This window comes from Halomonas sp. LS-001, assembly GCF_052983955.1.
Genome location: NZ_CM129816.1, coordinates 2,397,356 through 2,415,138, shown reverse-complemented (window position 1 = coordinate 2,415,138; position 17,783 = coordinate 2,397,356). Strand labels below are relative to the sequence as shown.

General features: G+C 55.1%; 15 protein-coding genes and 5 tRNA genes. 5 read left to right on the top strand and 15 right to left on the bottom strand.

Annotated features, from left to right (window positions below; all coding sequences use genetic code 11):
* Positions 1-60: 60 nt before the first annotated feature.
* From lnt to miaB, 5 genes are all read right to left on the bottom strand, one after another.
* Positions 61-1,545, bottom strand: a complete 1,485-nt coding sequence (gene lnt / locus ACU6TU_RS10975; protein ID WP_447141453.1) for an apolipoprotein N-acyltransferase — start codon at positions 1,543-1,545, stop codon at positions 61-63.
* A gap of 91 nt (positions 1,546-1,636) precedes the next feature.
* Positions 1,637-2,515, bottom strand: coding sequence for an HlyC/CorC family transporter (locus ACU6TU_RS10970; protein ID WP_447141452.1), 879 nt, complete (start codon positions 2,513-2,515; stop codon positions 1,637-1,639).
* A gap of 26 nt (positions 2,516-2,541) precedes the next feature.
* Positions 2,542-3,012, bottom strand: coding sequence for an rRNA maturation RNase YbeY (gene ybeY / locus ACU6TU_RS10965; RefSeq protein WP_447141451.1), 471 nt, complete (start codon positions 3,010-3,012; stop codon positions 2,542-2,544).
* Complete coding sequence (locus tag ACU6TU_RS10960) at positions 3,009-4,073, bottom strand: PhoH family protein (protein WP_447141450.1); 1,065 nt, start codon at positions 4,071-4,073, stop codon at positions 3,009-3,011. Before ACU6TU_RS10960 ends, ybeY begins: the two co-directional genes overlap by 4 nt.
* A gap of 87 nt (positions 4,074-4,160) precedes the next feature.
* The gene (gene miaB, locus ACU6TU_RS10955; protein WP_447141449.1) at positions 4,161-5,504 is read right to left on the bottom strand and encodes a tRNA (N6-isopentenyl adenosine(37)-C2)-methylthiotransferase MiaB; all 1,344 of its coding nucleotides are present in this window, start codon (positions 5,502-5,504) and stop codon (positions 4,161-4,163) included.
* Between the two features lie 185 nt (positions 5,505-5,689).
* Between miaB and ACU6TU_RS10950 the strand changes: the two genes are divergently transcribed.
* The 4 genes from ACU6TU_RS10950 to ACU6TU_RS10935 all read left to right on the top strand — a co-directional run bounded on the left by ACU6TU_RS10950 (position 5,690) and on the right by ACU6TU_RS10935 (position 6,499).
* Positions 5,690-5,765, top strand: a tRNA-Asn gene (locus ACU6TU_RS10950).
* A gap of 47 nt (positions 5,766-5,812) precedes the next feature.
* Positions 5,813-5,888: transfer RNA gene (locus ACU6TU_RS10945), tRNA-Asn, on the top strand.
* A 42-nt stretch (positions 5,889-5,930) separates the two neighbouring features.
* Positions 5,931-6,006, top strand: a tRNA-Asn gene (locus ACU6TU_RS10940).
* 124 nt (positions 6,007-6,130) lie between these two features.
* Positions 6,131-6,499, top strand: coding sequence for a metalloregulator ArsR/SmtB family transcription factor (locus ACU6TU_RS10935; protein ID WP_447141448.1), 369 nt, complete (start codon positions 6,131-6,133; stop codon positions 6,497-6,499).
* A 119-nt stretch (positions 6,500-6,618) separates the two neighbouring features.
* Here ACU6TU_RS10935 and ACU6TU_RS10930 read toward each other — a convergent pair whose 3' ends face one another.
* Complete coding sequence (locus ACU6TU_RS10930; protein WP_447141447.1) at positions 6,619-8,715, bottom strand: carboxy terminal-processing peptidase; 2,097 nt, start codon at positions 8,713-8,715, stop codon at positions 6,619-6,621.
* A gap of 223 nt (positions 8,716-8,938) precedes the next feature.
* On the opposite strand from ACU6TU_RS10930, the gene ACU6TU_RS10925 reads away from it, so the two are divergent.
* A complete protein-coding gene (locus ACU6TU_RS10925) occupies positions 8,939-10,258 on the top strand; it encodes a M18 family aminopeptidase (RefSeq protein WP_447141446.1) in 1,320 nt (439 codons plus the stop codon).
* A 59-nt stretch (positions 10,259-10,317) separates the two neighbouring features.
* Here the strand turns inward: ACU6TU_RS10925 and ACU6TU_RS10920 are convergent.
* From ACU6TU_RS10920 to ACU6TU_RS10880, 9 genes are all read right to left on the bottom strand, one after another.
* A tRNA-Met gene (locus tag ACU6TU_RS10920) sits at positions 10,318-10,394 on the bottom strand.
* 70 nt (positions 10,395-10,464) lie between these two features.
* Entirely contained in the window at positions 10,465-11,556 is a 1,092-nt protein-coding gene (ychF, locus tag ACU6TU_RS10915) for a redox-regulated ATPase YchF (RefSeq protein WP_447141445.1), read from the bottom strand.
* A gap of 105 nt (positions 11,557-11,661) precedes the next feature.
* Positions 11,662-12,255 carry an aminoacyl-tRNA hydrolase gene (gene pth / locus ACU6TU_RS10910; protein WP_447141444.1) on the bottom strand — a complete coding sequence of 198 codons (594 nt, stop codon included), beginning with the start codon at positions 12,253-12,255 and terminating at the stop codon, positions 11,662-11,664.
* A gap of 135 nt (positions 12,256-12,390) precedes the next feature.
* Complete coding sequence (locus ACU6TU_RS10905; RefSeq protein WP_447141443.1) at positions 12,391-13,047, bottom strand: 50S ribosomal protein L25/general stress protein Ctc; 657 nt, start codon at positions 13,045-13,047, stop codon at positions 12,391-12,393.
* A 109-nt stretch (positions 13,048-13,156) separates the two neighbouring features.
* Positions 13,157-14,098, bottom strand: a complete 942-nt coding sequence (locus ACU6TU_RS10900; RefSeq protein WP_198518396.1) for a ribose-phosphate pyrophosphokinase — start codon at positions 14,096-14,098, stop codon at positions 13,157-13,159.
* Positions 14,099-14,156: 58 nt separating this feature from the next.
* Positions 14,157-14,231 (bottom strand) — tRNA-Gln (locus ACU6TU_RS10895).
* Positions 14,232-14,310: 79 nt separating this feature from the next.
* Positions 14,311-15,198, bottom strand: coding sequence for a 4-(cytidine 5'-diphospho)-2-C-methyl-D-erythritol kinase (gene ispE, locus ACU6TU_RS10890; protein WP_447141442.1), 888 nt, complete (start codon positions 15,196-15,198; stop codon positions 14,311-14,313).
* Between the two features lie 14 nt (positions 15,199-15,212).
* On the bottom strand, positions 15,213-15,854 hold the full coding sequence (gene lolB, locus ACU6TU_RS10885) for a lipoprotein insertase outer membrane protein LolB (protein WP_447141441.1): 642 nt from the start codon (positions 15,852-15,854) through the stop codon (positions 15,213-15,215).
* A gap of 38 nt (positions 15,855-15,892) precedes the next feature.
* The gene (locus ACU6TU_RS10880) at positions 15,893-17,656 is read right to left on the bottom strand and encodes a tetratricopeptide repeat protein (RefSeq protein WP_447141440.1); all 1,764 of its coding nucleotides are present in this window, start codon (positions 17,654-17,656) and stop codon (positions 15,893-15,895) included.
* Positions 17,657-17,783 lie beyond the last annotated feature (127 nt).

Genomic DNA, 17,783 nt, shown 5'->3' with positions numbered 1-17,783 from the left:
AAAAAAACAGGGCGCCCCCAAGAGGGCGCCCTGTTGTCGTTTGGCGTTATACAAAAGCGGTTACGAGGCGGGTGACTTTTTTCTTAGCCGCAGTGAGGGCAGTACCAACAGGCTGGCGAGTAACCAGGTGGGCCAACTGCCCATTTGCGTAAAGGGCGTCAAGCCATCCATTGCGTAGAATTCGCCGTTCAGCGTCGTGGTTTCAAACTGAGGGACACGCTGGGTGATATGACCCTGAGAGTCGATAATGGCAGTAATGCCATTGCTGGTAGCACGCAGCACATAGCGGCCGTTTTCCAATGCCCGCAGGCGAGCCATCTGCAGATGCTGATGGGGGCCGATGGAGCGACCAAACCAAGTGTCGTTGGAAACGGTCACAATCGCTTGACTATGGCGGGCACGACTGGCGACCAGCTGAGGGTAAATAATCTCGTAGCAGATGGCATTGCCAAGGGTGATGCCCGCGGCCTGCATGGGCGGTTGCTGGCTGGTGCCGGAGGTAATGAAAGACGTCGGCAGGTCGAAAAAATTGATCAGGCCACGCAGCACACTTTCCAGTGGAAGGTATTCACCAAACGGCACCAGATGCTCTTTCTGATAATCACCCTCGACGTTACCCACGCCAATCATGCCGTTAAAGTAACGCTCTTCCTGTTCATCACGCTGCAGAATACCGGTGATCAAAGCGGTCTCGGCGGGCAGGTCGGATTGCAGGCGTTCAAGCACCGGACGAGCCTGATGTTCCAGCATCGGCAGCGCCGTTTCGGGCCAGATGATCAGGTCGGTATCGTCGACCAGTGCCTGGGTCTGCTCGACATAGGTTGCCACCGCACTGCGCTGGCCTTCGGCGGTCCATTTGATCAGCTGCGGCAGGTTGCCCTGCACCATGGCCACTTGCGTGGGGTTAGCGCTTGGCGTCGTCCACTGGTTTGGCAAAACCGCAGGTACTAGCCAGATGGCCGCTAAAGGCAGGATTGTCCACCAGCGGCGCTGGGTGATCAGCGCGACCAGCAACGTGCCGCTAAAAACCATCAGCAGAGACAGCAGGTAAACGCCACCGATTGGCGCCCAGGGGGCGAGGGGTGAGTCGACCGCACCCGTGCCCAGGAGCAGCCAGGGAAAACCGGTAAACAGGTAGCTGCGCAGTACTTCACCGAGCACCCAGACCCCCGCAAAACTGAGCAGAGAAAGGCTGGGTGAGGTAAAACGTCGATAGGCCCACAGCGTGGCCGCAAAAAACAACGCAAGTACAAAGACAAAAAGCCCCGTGAGCAGGCCTGCCAACAAGGGGCCGGTATTGCCGTAATCATGAATGGATACGTAAACCCAGGAGGCACCGCTGGCAAACAGGGCCAGCCCGTAGCAGAGCCCTTTAAGCGCTGCCTGTGAGGCGGTCAGCGAGTGAGTGCCCCAATAGACCAGTGCAGCGGCAATCGGCGCGAGCCACCACAGTTCGAAGGGTGAGGCGGTGAGTGTTGTCAAGCCGCCTGCAACCGCCGCCGCCACAAGCTGCCAGCCAGAGGAGGGAGAGAATCCAGTGTGCATCAATGACTATCCTTATCGATAGACGCCGTGGTTGTGAAGATGGCTGTGAAGGTGGTTGTGAAGATGCTTGAAGGCGATATCACGTAAGCAATCAATCGTCTTCATTACCTTCTCTGTCGTCGAAATGGACATCGAGCAAACGAATACGGCGGTTATCCGCATTCATTACCACGAAATGCCAGCCCCTCAGTGACGTCTGTTCGCCCCGCTTGGGCAGGTGGCCGAACTGCTGCATCACCAGCCCCCCGACGGTATCAAACTCGTCATCGGAAAACTCGGTGTTGAACCGCTCGTTGAAATCTTCAATCGGCGTCAATGCACGTACCGCAAAGTGACCGTCTTCCAGTGCGCGAATATCATCTTCTTCGTCGGTGTCGTGTTCATCTTCGATATCGCCGACAATCTGTTCCAGAATATCCTCGATCGTGATGATACCGGCAGTGCCGCCATATTCATCGACCACTATCGCCATGTGGTTGTGGGTGTCGCGGAATTCTTTCAGCAGGCTGTTGAGACGTTTGGATTCAGGAATGAACATGGTCGGACGCACGATATCATCCAGCTTGAAGGCATCCCGCTGAGCCTGAGTCTGCGACAATAGCGGCAGAAGGTCTTTGACCAGCAGAATACCCTTTACATCATCCAGGTTTTCCCCGATGACCGGATAACGCGAGTGGCCGGTTTCCTGTATCAGCGGCAAGTAATCATCGCTGGACTGATCGATCGGAATGGCGGCAACCTGCGAACGCGGAATGAGAATCTCGCGTACCTGTTGGTCACTGATTTGTAGCGCACCTTCAATAATCATCATGGCATCCTGATCGAGCTTCAGGCGGCCAGCCGTGTGGCGCAGGAAGGCCATCAGCTCGTCTCGGGAGCTGGGCTCGTCGTTGTCGCCGGTCAGGGCCCCAAATAGCTTCTCAAGCCAGGATTTCTGAGGAGGTGCGGTGCTCGATCGGTCTTCGCTCATGCGGGTTATCTCTTGTTTTGACGGCGTTACAGCGTTTCATTCAGATAAGGGTCAGGTATATCAAGCTCGGCGAGAAGCGTGCGTTCAAGCTGCTCCATTGCCTCCGCTTCTTCGTCCTCAATATGATCATAACCCAATAAATGCAAGGTGCCATGAATGACCATATGGGCATAATGCTGAATAAGCGGCTTATGCTGCTGCTGTGCCTCCTTGGCTACGACAGCATGGCAGATGACCAGGTCGCCGAGTAGCGGCAGGTCAATGCCAGGGGGTGCCTCAAAGGGAAAGGACAGCACGTTGGTCGGCTTGTCCTTGCCGCGGTAATCGCGGTTGAGTGCCTGGCTTTCGTCGGCATCAACCACACGAATCGTCAGTTCATGGCCAGACGCATCCGCATGGTGTTCAAACACGACATTCACCCAGCGTTCCAGCTCCTCGGGGCTGGGCAGCTGAGGCTCCTGCGTGGCTACCTGATAATCGACGACCGCTGTTGTCACGGTTTGCTGTCCTCGCGTTGTTGCATACGCGCTTCCCGTGCCTGCTGGCGCTCTTCACGCTGCGCGCGTTCTTTGACTTCCTGCTCGGATTCAAAGGCGTCATACGCTTCGATAATACGCTGTACGAGCGGATGGCGAACCACATCCTTGGCCGCAAAGTGTGTCACGCCAATGCCCGGGGTATCCTTTAATACATCCAGCACCTGGATTAAACCGGAACGTTGGCCGCGCGGTAGATCGACCTGGGTAACATCGCCGGTAATGACCGCTGTCGAGCCGAAGCCGATACGGGTCAGGAACATTTTCATCTGCTCGGGCGTGGTATTCTGGCTTTCATCGAGAATGATGTAGGCGTTGTTCAGGGTGCGGCCACGCATATAGGCGAGGGGGGCAATTTCAATGACCTGCCGCTCTATCAGTTTGGCAACCTGCTCAAAACCGATCATTTCATACAGGGCATCGTAAAGCGGGCGCAGGTAAGGGTCGATTTTCTGGGCCAGATCGCCGGGCAGAAAGCCAAGTTTTTCTCCGGCTTCAACCGCCGGTCTCACCAGTAGAATACGGCGAACTTCCTGCTGATTCAGCGCTTCAACCGCTGCCGCCACCGCCAGATAGGTTTTACCGGTGCCAGCTGGGCCAATGCCGAAGTTGATGTCGTGCTCGCGGATACTTGACACATAACGCTGCTGATTCAGTCCGCGCGGTTTGATCATGGTACGCGGGGTACGCATGATGACATCGCCTTCATCCGGCTCCTCTTCTTCTGAGAGAGCTTCGAGACCGGATTCCTGAAGAAACAGATGCACTGTATCGGGGTCAAGCTCGCTGGCCGAAGTTTCGCGATAAAGGTGTTCCAGAACATTGGCCGCTGCCTTGATACGGTTGGCGGCGCCTGCAAGCTGGAAGATGTTGCCGCGGTTACGCAAGGTAATGTCCAGGCGGCTTTCTATCAGCTTAAGATGCTCGTCCTGCTGACCACAAAGGCTGGCAAGCCGTTGCGGGTCATTGGGTTCAAGGCTGAGCGTGGTAATGCGATTGGCCTGAGAAGATGGCTGGCTCAAGAGTAAGAAACCCATTCGTTAATGTGTGTAAGGCTCAGCTTACTGCCCCGAGTGGCCTCGGGGCAATTACCTGATGGAAGAGAGCGATTAATAACGTTCTGCAGAAGCCAGTTCACCGCGCAATGAATTGGGTAGCGCCTCGGTGATATCGACATCGACAAAGTAGCCGATCAGCTCAGTTGGATTGGACGCGCGGAAATTAACGACGCGATTGTTTTCGGTACGCCCGGACAGTTGTCCCGGATCCTTGGGTGAAAAACCACTGACCAGAATGCGCTGCTGGCTACCCACCATACGCCGGCTGATGTGCTGGGTTTGCTGGATAATCCGCTCCTGCAGAATGGCAAGCCGCTGTTTCTTGATTTCTGCAGGCGTGTCATCGGGAAGCGCGGCAGCCGGTGTGCCGGGGCGAGCAGAATAGACAAAGCTGAATGAGTGGTCGAAGCCAATACGATGGATCAGGTCCATTGTGGCTTCAAAATCGTCTTCAGTTTCACCCGGAAAGCCGATAATAAAGTCAGAAGAGAAGCTTATGTCCGGACGGTTGGCGCGGATACGCTCCATTTTTTCAATGTACTCTTCCGCCGTGTGGCCACGTTTCATGGCATTGAGAATACGATCAGAGCCTGACTGTACCGGCAGATGCAGATGGCTGACCAGTTCAGGGATTTCGGCATAGGCGTCGACCAGGCTGTCGGTAAACTCGACAGGATGTGACGTCGTGAAACGAATGCGGTCAATACCATCCACTTCAGCAATGCAGGCAATCAGTTCGGCCAGATCAATTTCGTCGCCAAGGTCGTTCTCACCCCGGTAAGCATTGACGTTCTGACCCAGCAGATTGACTTCACGTACTCCCTGGTCCGCCAGATGGATAACTTCGTCCATCACCGCTTCAAAGGGGCGGGAAACTTCTTCCCCACGGGTATAGGGCACAACACAGAAGGTGCAGTACTTGGAACAGCCTTCCATGATGGAAACAAACGCGGTTGCCCCATCGGATTTTGGCTGCGGAAGATGGTCGAATTTTTCAATTTCCGGAAAAGTGACATCGACCGCCGCGATCTGGTTGTTGCGTCGCGAATCCAGCATGGAAGGCACCCGGTGCAGTGTCTGCGGGCCAAATACCATGTCCACATGAGGGGCGCGTTTACGCAGGGCTTCACCTTCCTGACTGGCGACGCAACCGCCCACCCCGATGACCAGATCCGGGTTGGCATCCTTGAGCTTTTTCCAGCGCCCAAGTTGGTGGAATACCTTCTCTTGCGCTTTTTCGCGAATAGAGCAGGTATTCAGCAGGATAACGTCAGCCTCTTTCTCGTTATCGGTCAATTCCAGCTGGTGTGATTCGCCGAGTAGGTCCGCCATTCGCGAGGAGTCGTACTCGTTCATCTGGCAGCCGTGCGTTTTGATAAAGAGCTTCTTCGCCATCGGTACCTGTCATCTATGAGTCGTCGGGGGACGAGGGATGAATGAAAATGCCATGGGCAGCGTAAAACGCTGCCTCTGTGTGTGTGCATTATACGGATACAAGAAACCCGGTGCTAGCATTCACCTATAATCAATACTTGACCGGAGCATTTTCATCAGTATACTACGCACCGTGTTTAGGCAGTTCCTCGATAGCTCAGTTGGTAGAGCAAATGACTGTTAATCATTGGGTCACAGGTTCGAGTCCTGTTCGAGGAGCCAATACTGGTAACGAATTGCCAGCTAAACGCAGCAGCAAAATGTAACGTTCCCCGATAGCTCAGTTGGTAGAGCAAATGACTGTTAATCATTGGGTCACAGGTTCGAGTCCTGTTCGGGGAGCCAGTTGCTGGATATGTTCTGCTAGACATGTATTACGCTAAATGTTCCCCGATAGCTCAGTTGGTAGAGCAAATGACTGTTAATCATTGGGTCACAGGTTCGAGTCCTGTTCGGGGAGCCAGTCGTATTTTTCCAGCTATTTTCAGTTCCTGCCTTTTTCAGTTCTTATCTTGTAGATCCTCATTGAGTCGACAGTTCGTTATACTACTGGCTGTTTATTCGGCTACAAAGGATTGATCTGCTCTGTGAGTTATCCAACGTCACCGCTATTAACGCCGCTTCAGGTCTTCAAGTGTCTGAGCGATGAAACACGTCTGTCACTTGTGCTGCTGCTTGCCCATGAAGGCGAGCTTTGCGTATGCGAAATGACCCACGCGCTTGCGCTGTCTCAACCAAAGGTATCGCGTCACCTGGCGCAATTACGCCAGTGCGGCCTGCTGCATGACCAGCGAGATGGGCAGTGGGTGTATTACCGCCTTTCCCCCTGTTTGCCCGCCTGGGCACAGGCTATCATTGATGCAAGTCGAGAAGGGGAGCGCTATCGTATGGAGCCGTTGCTGCAGCGTCTGCAGAAAATGGGCGATCGTCCTGCGCGCCGTTCTGCGTTGTGCTGAAAACTGTGTTGAAAGTCGTGTTGAGTGTTGAAGAGCGAGCATAAAAAAACCGAGGCCATTAGCCTCGGTGTCAGTTTGTCATTTTCGACAAATTAAAGTGCTAGTCTGCCGCTAGAAACCTAGCGATTGACCAGTCGCTGAGAAGCTTGAAGCTGAGCGTAATCAAGAAGAATTTCTGCGGCTTCCAGCACTTGGGCACGTTCAGCTGGCATAACGTCTTCCTTGTCTTCTTTTTCGCCTTCGCTGACGGAGTCAGTGTCTTCTTCGGTATCGGTGCGAGTGCTTGCCCACTCTTCCAGTGGTTCGGCGCCTAGTGCGGTGCGTCGATGGTTTTCCAGGGCGAGCTGTTCCGCTTCCTGGGCCTGCATCTCTTTCTCACGTTGTTCACGGTTCAAGCTGACGGTTGTATGCTGCTCGCGCAGTTGGCGAGCAAGTGCCGTCTGGCGTTCCAGATAAAGAAAGTTCGGGTTGTCTTCGGCGCGAACACGGTAGCGCGCTGCTAGGGTGTTGATGAAGTTTTCCGGATCACCGTAGCGGCGGTACTGGACATTTTGCACGGAATCCCAGGCGAGCGCATGATCAAGGCTGCTTTCACCGATCCGCTCAGGGTCAATATCTGCAGGGAATTGAATGTCCGGCTTAACGCCACGGTTCTGGGTGCTATCGCCTGAAATGCGGTAAAACTTGGCGCGGGTGATCTTAATTTCACCATGGCTCAGCTCACTGAGCGTCTGCACGGTACCTTTGCCAAACGTGGAGGAGCCCACCACAATGCCACGGCCGTAGTCCTGAATGGCACCGGCAAAAATTTCCGAGGCAGACGCCGACAGGCGGTTCACCAGAACCGTCAGCGGGCCATCATAAAGTGTACCGGCATCGCTGTCGCCATACAGCTGGATGCGCCCTTTGGCGTCTCGCACCTGCACGGTAGGGCCCCGGTCAATGAATAGTCCTAGTAGGCTGTTGGCTTCCTGTAATGCGCCACCACCGTTATTGCGCAAATCCAGGACGATGCCTTCAACGTCGGCCTGTTTCAAGTCCATGATCTTCTTGGCAACGTCACGGGTCGTACTGCGATAATCGTCTTCACCTGCCTGCCAGGCATCAAAGTCAACGTAAAAGGTGGGCACCGTGATGACGCCAACTTTATGCTGTCCGTCTTCGCGTTCAATATTAATCACTTCACTCTGAGCGGCCTGATCTTCGAGCTTGACCGTGTCGCGAGTGATTTCCACCGTGCGGGTGCGAGTGATATCAACCGCCTGAGCGGGAATGATTTCCAGGCGAACCACGGTGCCTTTAGGGCCACGGATCAGGTCGACGACGTTATCCAGGCGCATCCCGATCACGTTAACAAGCTCGTCTTCGTCTTCCTGGCCAACGGCCACGATGCGGTCAGCCGGTTCGAGGACATCCGCCTGATCAGCCGGGCCACCTGGCACCAGGCTTGAAACCTTGACGTATTCGCCATCGGCCTGAAGCATGGCGCCAATGCCTTCAAGGGAAAGGCTCATCTGAATATCAAAGGATTCGCCCTGGCGAGGTGACAGATAGCTGGTGTGGGGGTCAATCGTCCCTGTCACTGCTGACATCAGTAGGCCGAAAACGTCTTCAGATTCCGTCTGCTCTACGCGGGAAAGCTGACCCTTGTAGCGCTGGCGTAAAGTGGTTTCGATCTGTTCGTCGTCCTGCTCCGCAATCGCAAGGGTCAAGGCAGCGTTCTTCAAACGCTTTTCCCAGAGCGCATCCAGTTCACTGATGGAGGTTGCCCAGTTGGCATCCTCACGATCAATCTCAAGGCGTTCGTCGCTATCAAAGCGGTAGTCAAGGCCTTCATCGATACGATCAAGCAGCCATGTCAGGCGAGCTTCGCGGCGTTCGTTGGAACGTTCGTGAAGTGCAAAGGCTTCGTCAAGATTGCCTTCAAAAAGTAAATCGGCCATTTGCGATTCGAGGTGACGATAAGGCGCGATATCACTTTCCAGCAGATAGAGGCGCTGGGTATCCAGGTTATCCAGATAACGCTGAAACGCTTCGGAAGACCAGTTGTTATCGAAGCTGACGTCGGCATAATGACCGTAGCGCAGGGAGTCGGCGATTTCGACGGCGACTTCCCGCTGTTCGTCTGTTGGCTCCAGTGCCCAGGCAGTCGGGCTGCCAATGGCCAGCGCGGCTGCCAGCGTCACCGAGCGCGTAAAAGTTGCAAACCAGCTCATTAATCAGGCTCTCCTGGATATGTGTGCATTCATGCAGACAGTGTGTATTTATGACTGGCAATTTGACGTTGAGTTGCGAAATACAGTCAATCTTCGCTGTCAATCAACGTTAATCGCTATCTGCTGCGATAACAGTGGCATCAATACTTGCATGATTTAATCAAGTATTGTAACAGCTCCTGGCCGTGGCTGAGACTACTTCATCATTGTTAAGAGGATTTTCATGTCAAACACTTTTAATGCGGCTCTTTTGGAGAGGCTGTGCAGGTTTTTGCAGGCGTCTCCGACCCCCTGGCATGCAACCATCAATATGGCGACGCGTCTTGAAGAGGCGGGCTATCAGCGGCTGACAGAAACGGCCGCGTGGCAGCTGGCGCCGGGGAAACGTTACTACGTCACGCGTAACGACTCATCCATCATCGCTTTTCAGTTGCCGGAAAAAGCCCCTTTAAGCGCACTACGCATGGTGGGGGCGCATACCGATAGCCCGGGGTTGCGTTTGAAGCCGAATGCCACCCAACGGAGTGCAGGCTGGTTGCAGATGGGAATTGAAGTGTATGGCGGTGCTTTACTGGCCCCCTGGTTTGACCGTGATCTGGGGATGGCTGGGAGGGTGCACCTTCGCCAGTCAGATGGGCATCTGAAAAGCATTCTTCTCAATGTGGCAGAGCCGGTCGCCATGGTGCCGAGTCTGGCAATTCATCTTGACCGGGAGGCGAATAACGGCCGTGCCATCAACCCGCAAACCCAGATGGCGCCTGTTCTGATGCAGGGTGACGAGGGTGACCTGAACTGCCTGCTGCAGGCATGGATCAAGGCGCAACACGGGATAGAAGATGCCGACATTGTGGATTTCGAATTAAGTCTTTATGACCTTCAGACGCCGTCTCTGGTCGGCGTGAACCAGGAGCTGGTGGCCAGTGCGCGGTTGGATAACCTGCTGTCCTGCTTTATGGGGCTGGAGGCGTTGCTGGCGAGTGATGGCCAGCAAGGTGCCTTGCTTGTTGCCAATGACCATGAAGAAGTTGGGAGTGCCAGCGCCTGCGGTGCCCAGGGGCCGTTTCTGGGGGATGTGTTGCGCCGCCTGAATGCTCAGTTGGGGGCTGGTAGCGAAGAATCAATGATTCAGCTGGTTCAGTCTTCCTGCATGATTTCCTGCGATAACGCTCATGCATTGCACCCTAATTTTCGTGATAAGCACGATGAACAGCACGGTCCGGCGATTAATGGAGGGCCGGTGATCAAGGTAAACGCCAATCAACGCTACGCGACTAACAGTGCGACTGGTGCGCTATTCCGTGATCTTTGTCGCGAAGCGCAGGTACCTGTTCAGGCGTTTGTCACCCGTGCCGATATGGGCTGTGGGAGCACGATTGGGCCTATCACCGCTACTCAGGTGGGCGTGCCGACCGTGGATGTCGGTGTGCCTCAGTGGGCGATGCATTCCATTCGCGAGACGGCAGGGAGTCAGGATGTCGGTCATCTGGTGAAAGCGTTAACGGCGTTTTATAACCGTGCTGACCTGGGCCTAGTTGACGACTGAGCATAAAAAAAGTCCGCTAGCGTTTCAGTAAACTGATGCTTAAGCGGACTTTTTAAATCTGGTGGCTACGCCCTGATTTGAACAGGGGACCCCATCATTATGAGTGATGTGCTCTAACCAGCTGAGCTACGTAGCCATTCAACGGAGGCGAATATTACTCAGTGCTTCCCTTTCCGTCAAGTCCTTTATGTCATTGCGTAAGGGAATCAGACATTGAAACGGAAGTGAATCACATCGCCATCCTTGACGATATACTCCTTGCCTTCCAGACGCCATTTGCCCGCATCCTTGGCACCCTGTTCACCGCCAAGGCCAACAAAGTCTTCATAGGCAATAACTTCGGCGCGAATGAAGCCTTTCTGGAAGTCTGTGTGAATAACACCGGCGGCTTCCGGGGCGCTGGCACCTTCTTTCACTGTCCAGGCGCGAACTTCTTTCACACCGGCGGTAAAGTAGGTCTGCAGGCCCAGGAGGGCATAGCCTGCACGAATAACGCGATCCAGACCCGGCTCTGACATGCCGATTTCATCCAGGAACATGGCGCGCTCGTCGTCGTCAAGCTCAGCTATTTCGGCTTCGATCTGGTTGCACACCGGCACCACAACGGCGCCTTCTTCGGCGGCAATGTCGTTAACAATGTCAAGGTAGGGGTTGTTGTCGAAGCCGTCTTCATTCACGTTGGCGATATACATGGTGGGCTTGAGGGTGAGAAAGCCGAAGCTTTTCACCTGCTGCTTTTCATCTTCGCTAAGGTCAAAGCTGCGCAGCGGCATGCCTTCTGCCAGGTGCGGTTGAATTTTGTCCAGCACGGCTTTGGTGGCAATGGCGTCTTTATCCCCCCCTTTAACCACGCGCACCAGGCGCTGGCTGGCTTTCTCGACGGTATCCAGGTCGGCCAGGGCAAGTTCAAGATTGATGGTTTCGATGTCGGCGCGTGGGTCAATCTGATTGGCAACGTGAATCACGTTGTCGTTATCAAAACAGCGCACCACATGTGCAATCGCCTGGGTTTCACGGATATTGGCCAGAAATTTGTTGCCCAGCCCTTCACCCTTGGAAGCACCCGCGACAAGCCCGGCAATATCGACAAATTCCATGGTGGTTGGCAGCACTTTTTGCGGTTTGACGATGCTGGCCAGCTTATCAAGCCGTGGGTCGGGCATAGGGACGATGCCGACGTTCGGTTCTATGGTGCAGAAGGGGAAGTTTTCTGCATCAATGCCGGATTTGGTCAGTGCATTGAACAAGGTGGATTTGCCGACGTTAGGAAGACCGACGATACCGCAGTTAAAGCCCATGGGAATTTCCTGAAAGAGATTCGATGAAAGATGTTCGATGGAATTTGTTAAAGATATTCTACGCGACGCCACCGAATACGCTAAGCGTCACGTTTCACTAATCCATTATTCTGGTGTGGCAGAAAAACGGTGCTGACGATTCATGGCGTTGGCCCAGTCACCGCTGAGCGCCTTTGGCAAGGTCGCGACGCACTCATCAAGCGTCTGCTCGATGGCTATCTGCTCGTTTTTGCCTGGGCGGCCCAGTACATAGTTGACCACTTGACTGGCGCTGCCAGGGTGACCAATGCCGATGCGCAGCCGATGGAACTGCTTTTGGTTGCCCAGGGCGCTGGCAATGTCGCGCAAGCCGTTGTGACCGCCATGACCGCCTCCCGTCTTGTAGCGCGCCTGCCCAGGGGGCAGATCAAGTTCGTCATGGGCAATCAGAAGCTGTTCTGGTGAAAGTTTGAAAAACTGGCATAACGCTGCCACTGAGGCACCGCTACGGTTCATGAAGGTTGTAGGGTTCAGCAGATGGACAGTATGGCCTGCAAAAATGACCTTGGCATACAGGCCCAGGAACTTTTTCTCAGGGCGAAGTTGAGCGTGCGCTTCACGGGCCACGGCTTCAACTAACCAGGCCCCGGCGTTATGACGCGTCGCAGTATATTCCGGGCCGGGGTTGCCCAGGCCGATCAAGGCGGATACCTGGCTCATCGTTACCTCCGTGGGGCATGTTTTTGAAGGAAATAGTTTCGAAGGGGGCCTGTACGTCAAAAAAAATCAAGCGCCAGGGGCGCTTGATCATGGTACTGAAAAGGGGCCATCAATGGCATGGCCCCAGGCAAGCGCTTACTCAGCGCTATCACCTTCAGCGTTTTCATCTTCGCTATCGGCAGCTTCGTCTTCGTCTTCATCGCTACCACGGACTTTCATCTTGGAAACGCTGAGGATGGCGTTGTCGTGATCTTCGCCGTGAGACAGATCAACCGATGTAACACCCGCCGGCAGTTTAAGGTCAGACAGGTGAAGCGTTGTGCCCACTTCTGCCGCGGAAATATCAATTTCCAGGTAATCGGGCAGGTCTTTCGGCAAGCAGCTGATCGCCACTTCGTTGGCGAGAACGTGCAGTTCGCCGTCCTGGTCCTTGATGCCGACACAGACATCTTCACCGGTCACGTGCAGCGGCACGTTCATGGTGATTTCGTGAGTCGCATCAACACGCAGGAAGTCAGCGTGAGTCAGCAATGGCTTGAACGGGTGACGCTGCAGATCACGCACCACCACCTGCTGCTTCTTGCCTTCGATATCCAGCGTAATAACCGAGGAGAAGAAAGACTCGTCTTCGATGGCCTTGTAGAAGGCCGTTTTTTCAACGGAAATCGACTGCGGCTCTTGTGTGCCACCGTATACAACGGCAGGCACTTGCTGATTCGCACGACGCAGGCGGCGGCTCGCACCTTTCCCCAGGTCATGGCGAATATCGGCTTTAAGGGTAAAATCGGACATGTTAATTGCCTCTTGGTTAAAGTAAGGAAACGCCGCCGACCGCGACCAGACGACGACGCTCCCAAGAGCTCCGGAGTGGAGCCGTGTATGTCAGACGCTGATGGCCACCTCAGTGGAACATGGCGCTGACAGATTCTTCGTTACTCACCCGACGAATGGCTTCTGCAATCAGACCGGCAACGCTGAGCTGGCGGATGCGTCCGCTGCGGCGTGCGGTGTCTGAAAGAGGAATAGTGTCGGTCACTACCACTTCATCCAGCACTGAGCTGACGATATTATCGACAGCGGGACCGGAAAGAATGGGGTGAGTCGCGTAGGCGACCACGCGCTTGGCACCGTGATCTTTAAGGGCCTCACCGGCTTTGCACAGCGTTCCCGCTGTATCAATCATGTCGTCAACGACGACACAGGTGCGGCCTTCAATTTCGCCAATGATGTGCATGACCTGGGCCTGATTGGCCTGTGGCCGGCGTTTATCGATAATGGCCAGGTCTGCATTCAGCTGCTTTGCGATGGCACGGGCACGTACAACGCCGCCGACATCCGGTGAGACGACGACGAGATCGCTGTAATTCTGGCGTTCAATATCGTCAAGCAGGATCGGTGAGCCGTAGACGTTGTCAACCGGCACGTCAAAGAAGCCTTGAATCTGGTCGGCATGCAGATCCATGGTCATAACCCGGTCAACACCGGCCTTGACCATCATATCGGCAACCACTTTGGCTGAAATGGGGACCCGCGCAGAGCGTACGCGACGATCCTGGCGGGCGTAACCAAAGTAAGGCATGACCGCTGTGATTCGCGTTGCCGAGGCACGTCGAAGAGCGTCAACCATCAGGATCATTTCCATCAGGTTGTCGTTGGTCGGTGCACAGGTAGACTGCAGGATAAAGACATCCTTACCGCGCACGTTTTCGTTGATTTCAACCGCGATTTCACCGTCGCTGAACTGACCTACTGTCGCATTGCCCATACGACTATCAAGGCTGTCAGCAACCTTACGAGCAAGCTCGGGATTGGCGTTCCCGGCGAAAACCATCAATTTTGACACGCGCAGCCACCTTTGCAGTGTTGGGATTCGTGGGAGAGAACGCAGTTTAATGCTGAATTGGCTGGGGTACCAGGATTCGAACCTGGGAATGCCGATACCAAAAACCGGTGCCTTACCACTTGGCGATACCCCAGCAATAAAGCTCAGAAACCGGTCCTGCTTTATCAAGGGCCGATACTCAGGATACTTGTCGGATCCAGCAAGGGGTGCGTTCAGTCACCCAGAGCATTATGCAGAGGCGAGCGGTTTAGTCCTTTCGCTACCCATGTCGGCCAATATTGTTGGGCCTGATGAGCAACGTGGTCAGCGGCGGCCTGTGTTGCAAATTCGGCAAACACACAAGCCCCTGTTCCGGTCAGATGCGCCTTCGCAAAGCCATTCAACCAATCAATGACTTCCGCGATAGGCGGATAACGCCGAGCAACGACTGCTTCGCAGTCATTACGCCAAGACGACACTCCCCCCTGCAGTGCGCGCGCCATGGTAATAGGCGGCGTGTTGCGTGTCAATTGCGGATCCTGGAAGACCGCTGGCGTTGAGACACTGACGCCGGGGTGAATCACCACAAACCAGGGGGTATCCAGCGTAACAGGTGTCAGCTGTTCACCGACACCTTCAGCCCAGGCGCTGGTGCCGTGAACGAAGACCGGCACATCGGCGCCCAGTTGCAAGCCAAGCGCTGCCAGGTGTTGGGTGGAAAGCCCCAACTGCCACAGGTGGTTGAGGCCAACAAGGGTCGTGGCGGCATTTGAGCTGCCGCCGCCCAGTCCTCCGCCCATGGGTAATATTTTTTCTTCGATTGCCAGCGTGACACCGGCTTGGCAACCCGTTGCCTTTTGCAGAAGACGTGCCGCGCGCATCACCAGATTATCTTCGCTGGCAATATCCGCAAGATCATCGTGCAGCGCAATGTGGCCATCTTGTCTTAAGCTGAAAGTCAGCGTGTCACATAGGTCGATCAGCTGAAACAGGGTCTGCAACTCGTGATAGCCATCTGCGCGCTGCCCGACAATGTTCAAAAGCCGGTTAAGTTTGGCCGGTGCAGGCAGGCGCAGGGTATGTGTCTGGGCAGAGGGTGCTGGATAGGATGCTTCTTGCATGCTGACCGATGACCTTATTGGCTGTCTGGTTGCCATTGGTTAATGACCAGGGTAACCCGCACCTCGTCATACTGCATGACCAGGCGACGAGGCAGCCAGAGTGAGTCGACGCGCTCCCAGTCACGGTAGTCAATGGTCCAGCCATCCTGCATCAGGTGATTGGGGAAGCCGAGTTCGTCAGTTTCCAGTTGATAGTTGCGGCTGTCATCAGGCAGACCTTTCACCCAGAAAGGCAGCGCGCCCACGGGTAACGACCAACCAAGCTGTTCCTGCATCAATGCTTCGGGGGATTCGGCTTCGAAACGTCCTTCGCTGTTGGTCAGGCTGAAGCGGCCTTCGCGGCCTTCAAGGACGGTTCGCCCACCGCCGAAGGGGCCGCTGACCAGAAGGCGGAAATAATGCGGGTATTGGCTCCAATCCAGATTGGCGCTGGTATTTTCCTCGGGGGAGCGAAGCCCGGCCTTGCCTGCTATTGTCCAGGTTTGCATGGCTTCCAGCTGGCTCTGCTGGGCTTTCCACTGGCCTAGCTGGCGGCTGGTGTCGTCCACGGGAGTCGAGGTGGCGCACCCGGTGAGCAGCGCAAGCGCGAGTGCCACGGCGGCAAAACGTGAGGCCTGAAAGTGACGTGAAGCGGTAGTAATGACGCGTATTGGCATGTTGACTCCATTCAGATAGGGGCAGCTAACGGCTAGCTTCAGGGTGTCAGACCAGGAAGCCGTTCCAGAAGTTCGTCAATGGCAGGGTGCTCAGCGGTCTGTTGCATCATGGCGTCGAGAAGCTCACGTGCTTCCCGGTCGCGACCGAGGGCGTGTAGCACTTCTGCCAGATGCGCCGCGATTTCCTGGTCGGGCATGATGTCGAAGGCGCGCTGTAACCATCGAACGGCGCGTTCTGGTTTGCCCTGACGATAGTAAACCCAGCCAAGGCTATCCAGAACGGCAGGGTTGTTGCTGTCCAGTTCGTGGGCACGTTCAATCAATCGCTGAGCTTCATCAAGTCGCCCGGCAACATTTTCGTCAGCCAGGGTGTAGCCAAGCGCGTTAAGTGCGTTTGCGTTGTCCGGGTCATTGGCCAATAAGCGTTTGAGATCGGCTTCCATCTGTTCCAGGTTGCCTGCCTCCCAGGCGCGCATGGCACGTTGATAAAGCAGGGTGCTGTCATCTGGTGTGCGAGTGAGTTCGCGATCTAACAGTTTATCAGCCTCCGATGACTGGCTGTTTTCATCAAGTAATTGAACTTCCAGCATCAGTAGGCTGTTGTAGTAATCATCGTAACGCATGCGCTCGATGCGCAGGAATGCCCGTGCATCCATCAAGCGCTCATTATTGATCAGCATTTGGGCGGCACGTGCACGGGCAGCAATAAATTCATCGCCTTCACTGACCTGACGGTAATAGAGAAGGGCGTTGTCAATTTCCTGCTCCGCCAGTGAGATTTCACCCAGCAGATAATAGGCAAGATCGGGAACCTGGGGTTGGCCAATAAAAGGGAGTAGCAGTTGCCGGGCAGGCTCGGGATAACCTTCTTCCAGGTACAGCTGAGCCAGCGCCAGTCGCAGCTCATCGCCTCCGGCATGGCTTTCCAGAAGCTGATCTGTCTGATTCTGGGCAGCGCTAATATTGCCCAGACGGATTTCTGACTGAGCCAGCAAAAGAATAAGGCGCGCATCGTCCGGGTTGTCTTCAAGGCCACGGCGGGCTGCCAGACGCGCGTTTGCGTAGTTCTGGGTTTCCATTTCCAGGCGTGCTCTGGCTAACCCCAGATCACGGGTATCCGCACCCTGTGCTTCTGCGGCATCAAGATTCCTTTTCGCGGCCTGAAACTCACCTAATGACGTTTCCAGTAACGCAGTGGCAATCAGAGCATCGGTATGATGACTGAGCTCATCATTACCCGGTGTGGTTAGATGCGTTCTAAGGCGCTCAACAAGGGCAGCCAATGGGGCATTCTCGGCAATCGCAAACTCTGCCAGGGCCGTCAGGTCAGCATGTTCACCGGCACGTGTAATGATCAGGCGCTGATCAAGGCTCTCAAGCCATTGGCCCTGCTGCAAGGAGATGGCGGCCAGCAAGCGGTTGGGTGCCGTCGTTTCCGGGGCCAGCGCCTGCCAGCGCTGGGTCGCTGCTCTCAGCAGTTCAGGCTGGTTGCCAAATCGCGCGGTAAACGTAGCCCGCTCAGCCAGCGCAGCGACAGGGTAGCGTTGTGTGGCGTCCAGATAGCTCTGAGTGGCACGCTGATAATCGCCGCGCTGAGCGGACAGCTCGGCGCTGAGCAGCAGGCTGAGGCCCTTGGCATCAAGACCTCGGGTGACCGGCGGTGCATTAAGCATCGGGTCATCATTCAGAAAGCTGGCAACGTGCTGATCTGTCTGGCCAGGTATCAGTTGGCAGCCTCCCAGCATGAATGCCGTGGCCATAGCAGGGATTAAGGCGTTATGAATAGCGCTTGAGCGTGGCATGCATCTCTCGATTCGTTGGCCGAATGCCCAGCATAGCGGCTTGAGGGAAGATGGCAAAGTGGTATGGGCCAGTTGAGGGTGGATTGTGATAGAATAATTGTCTCAATATTCAAGCATTCATCTCACA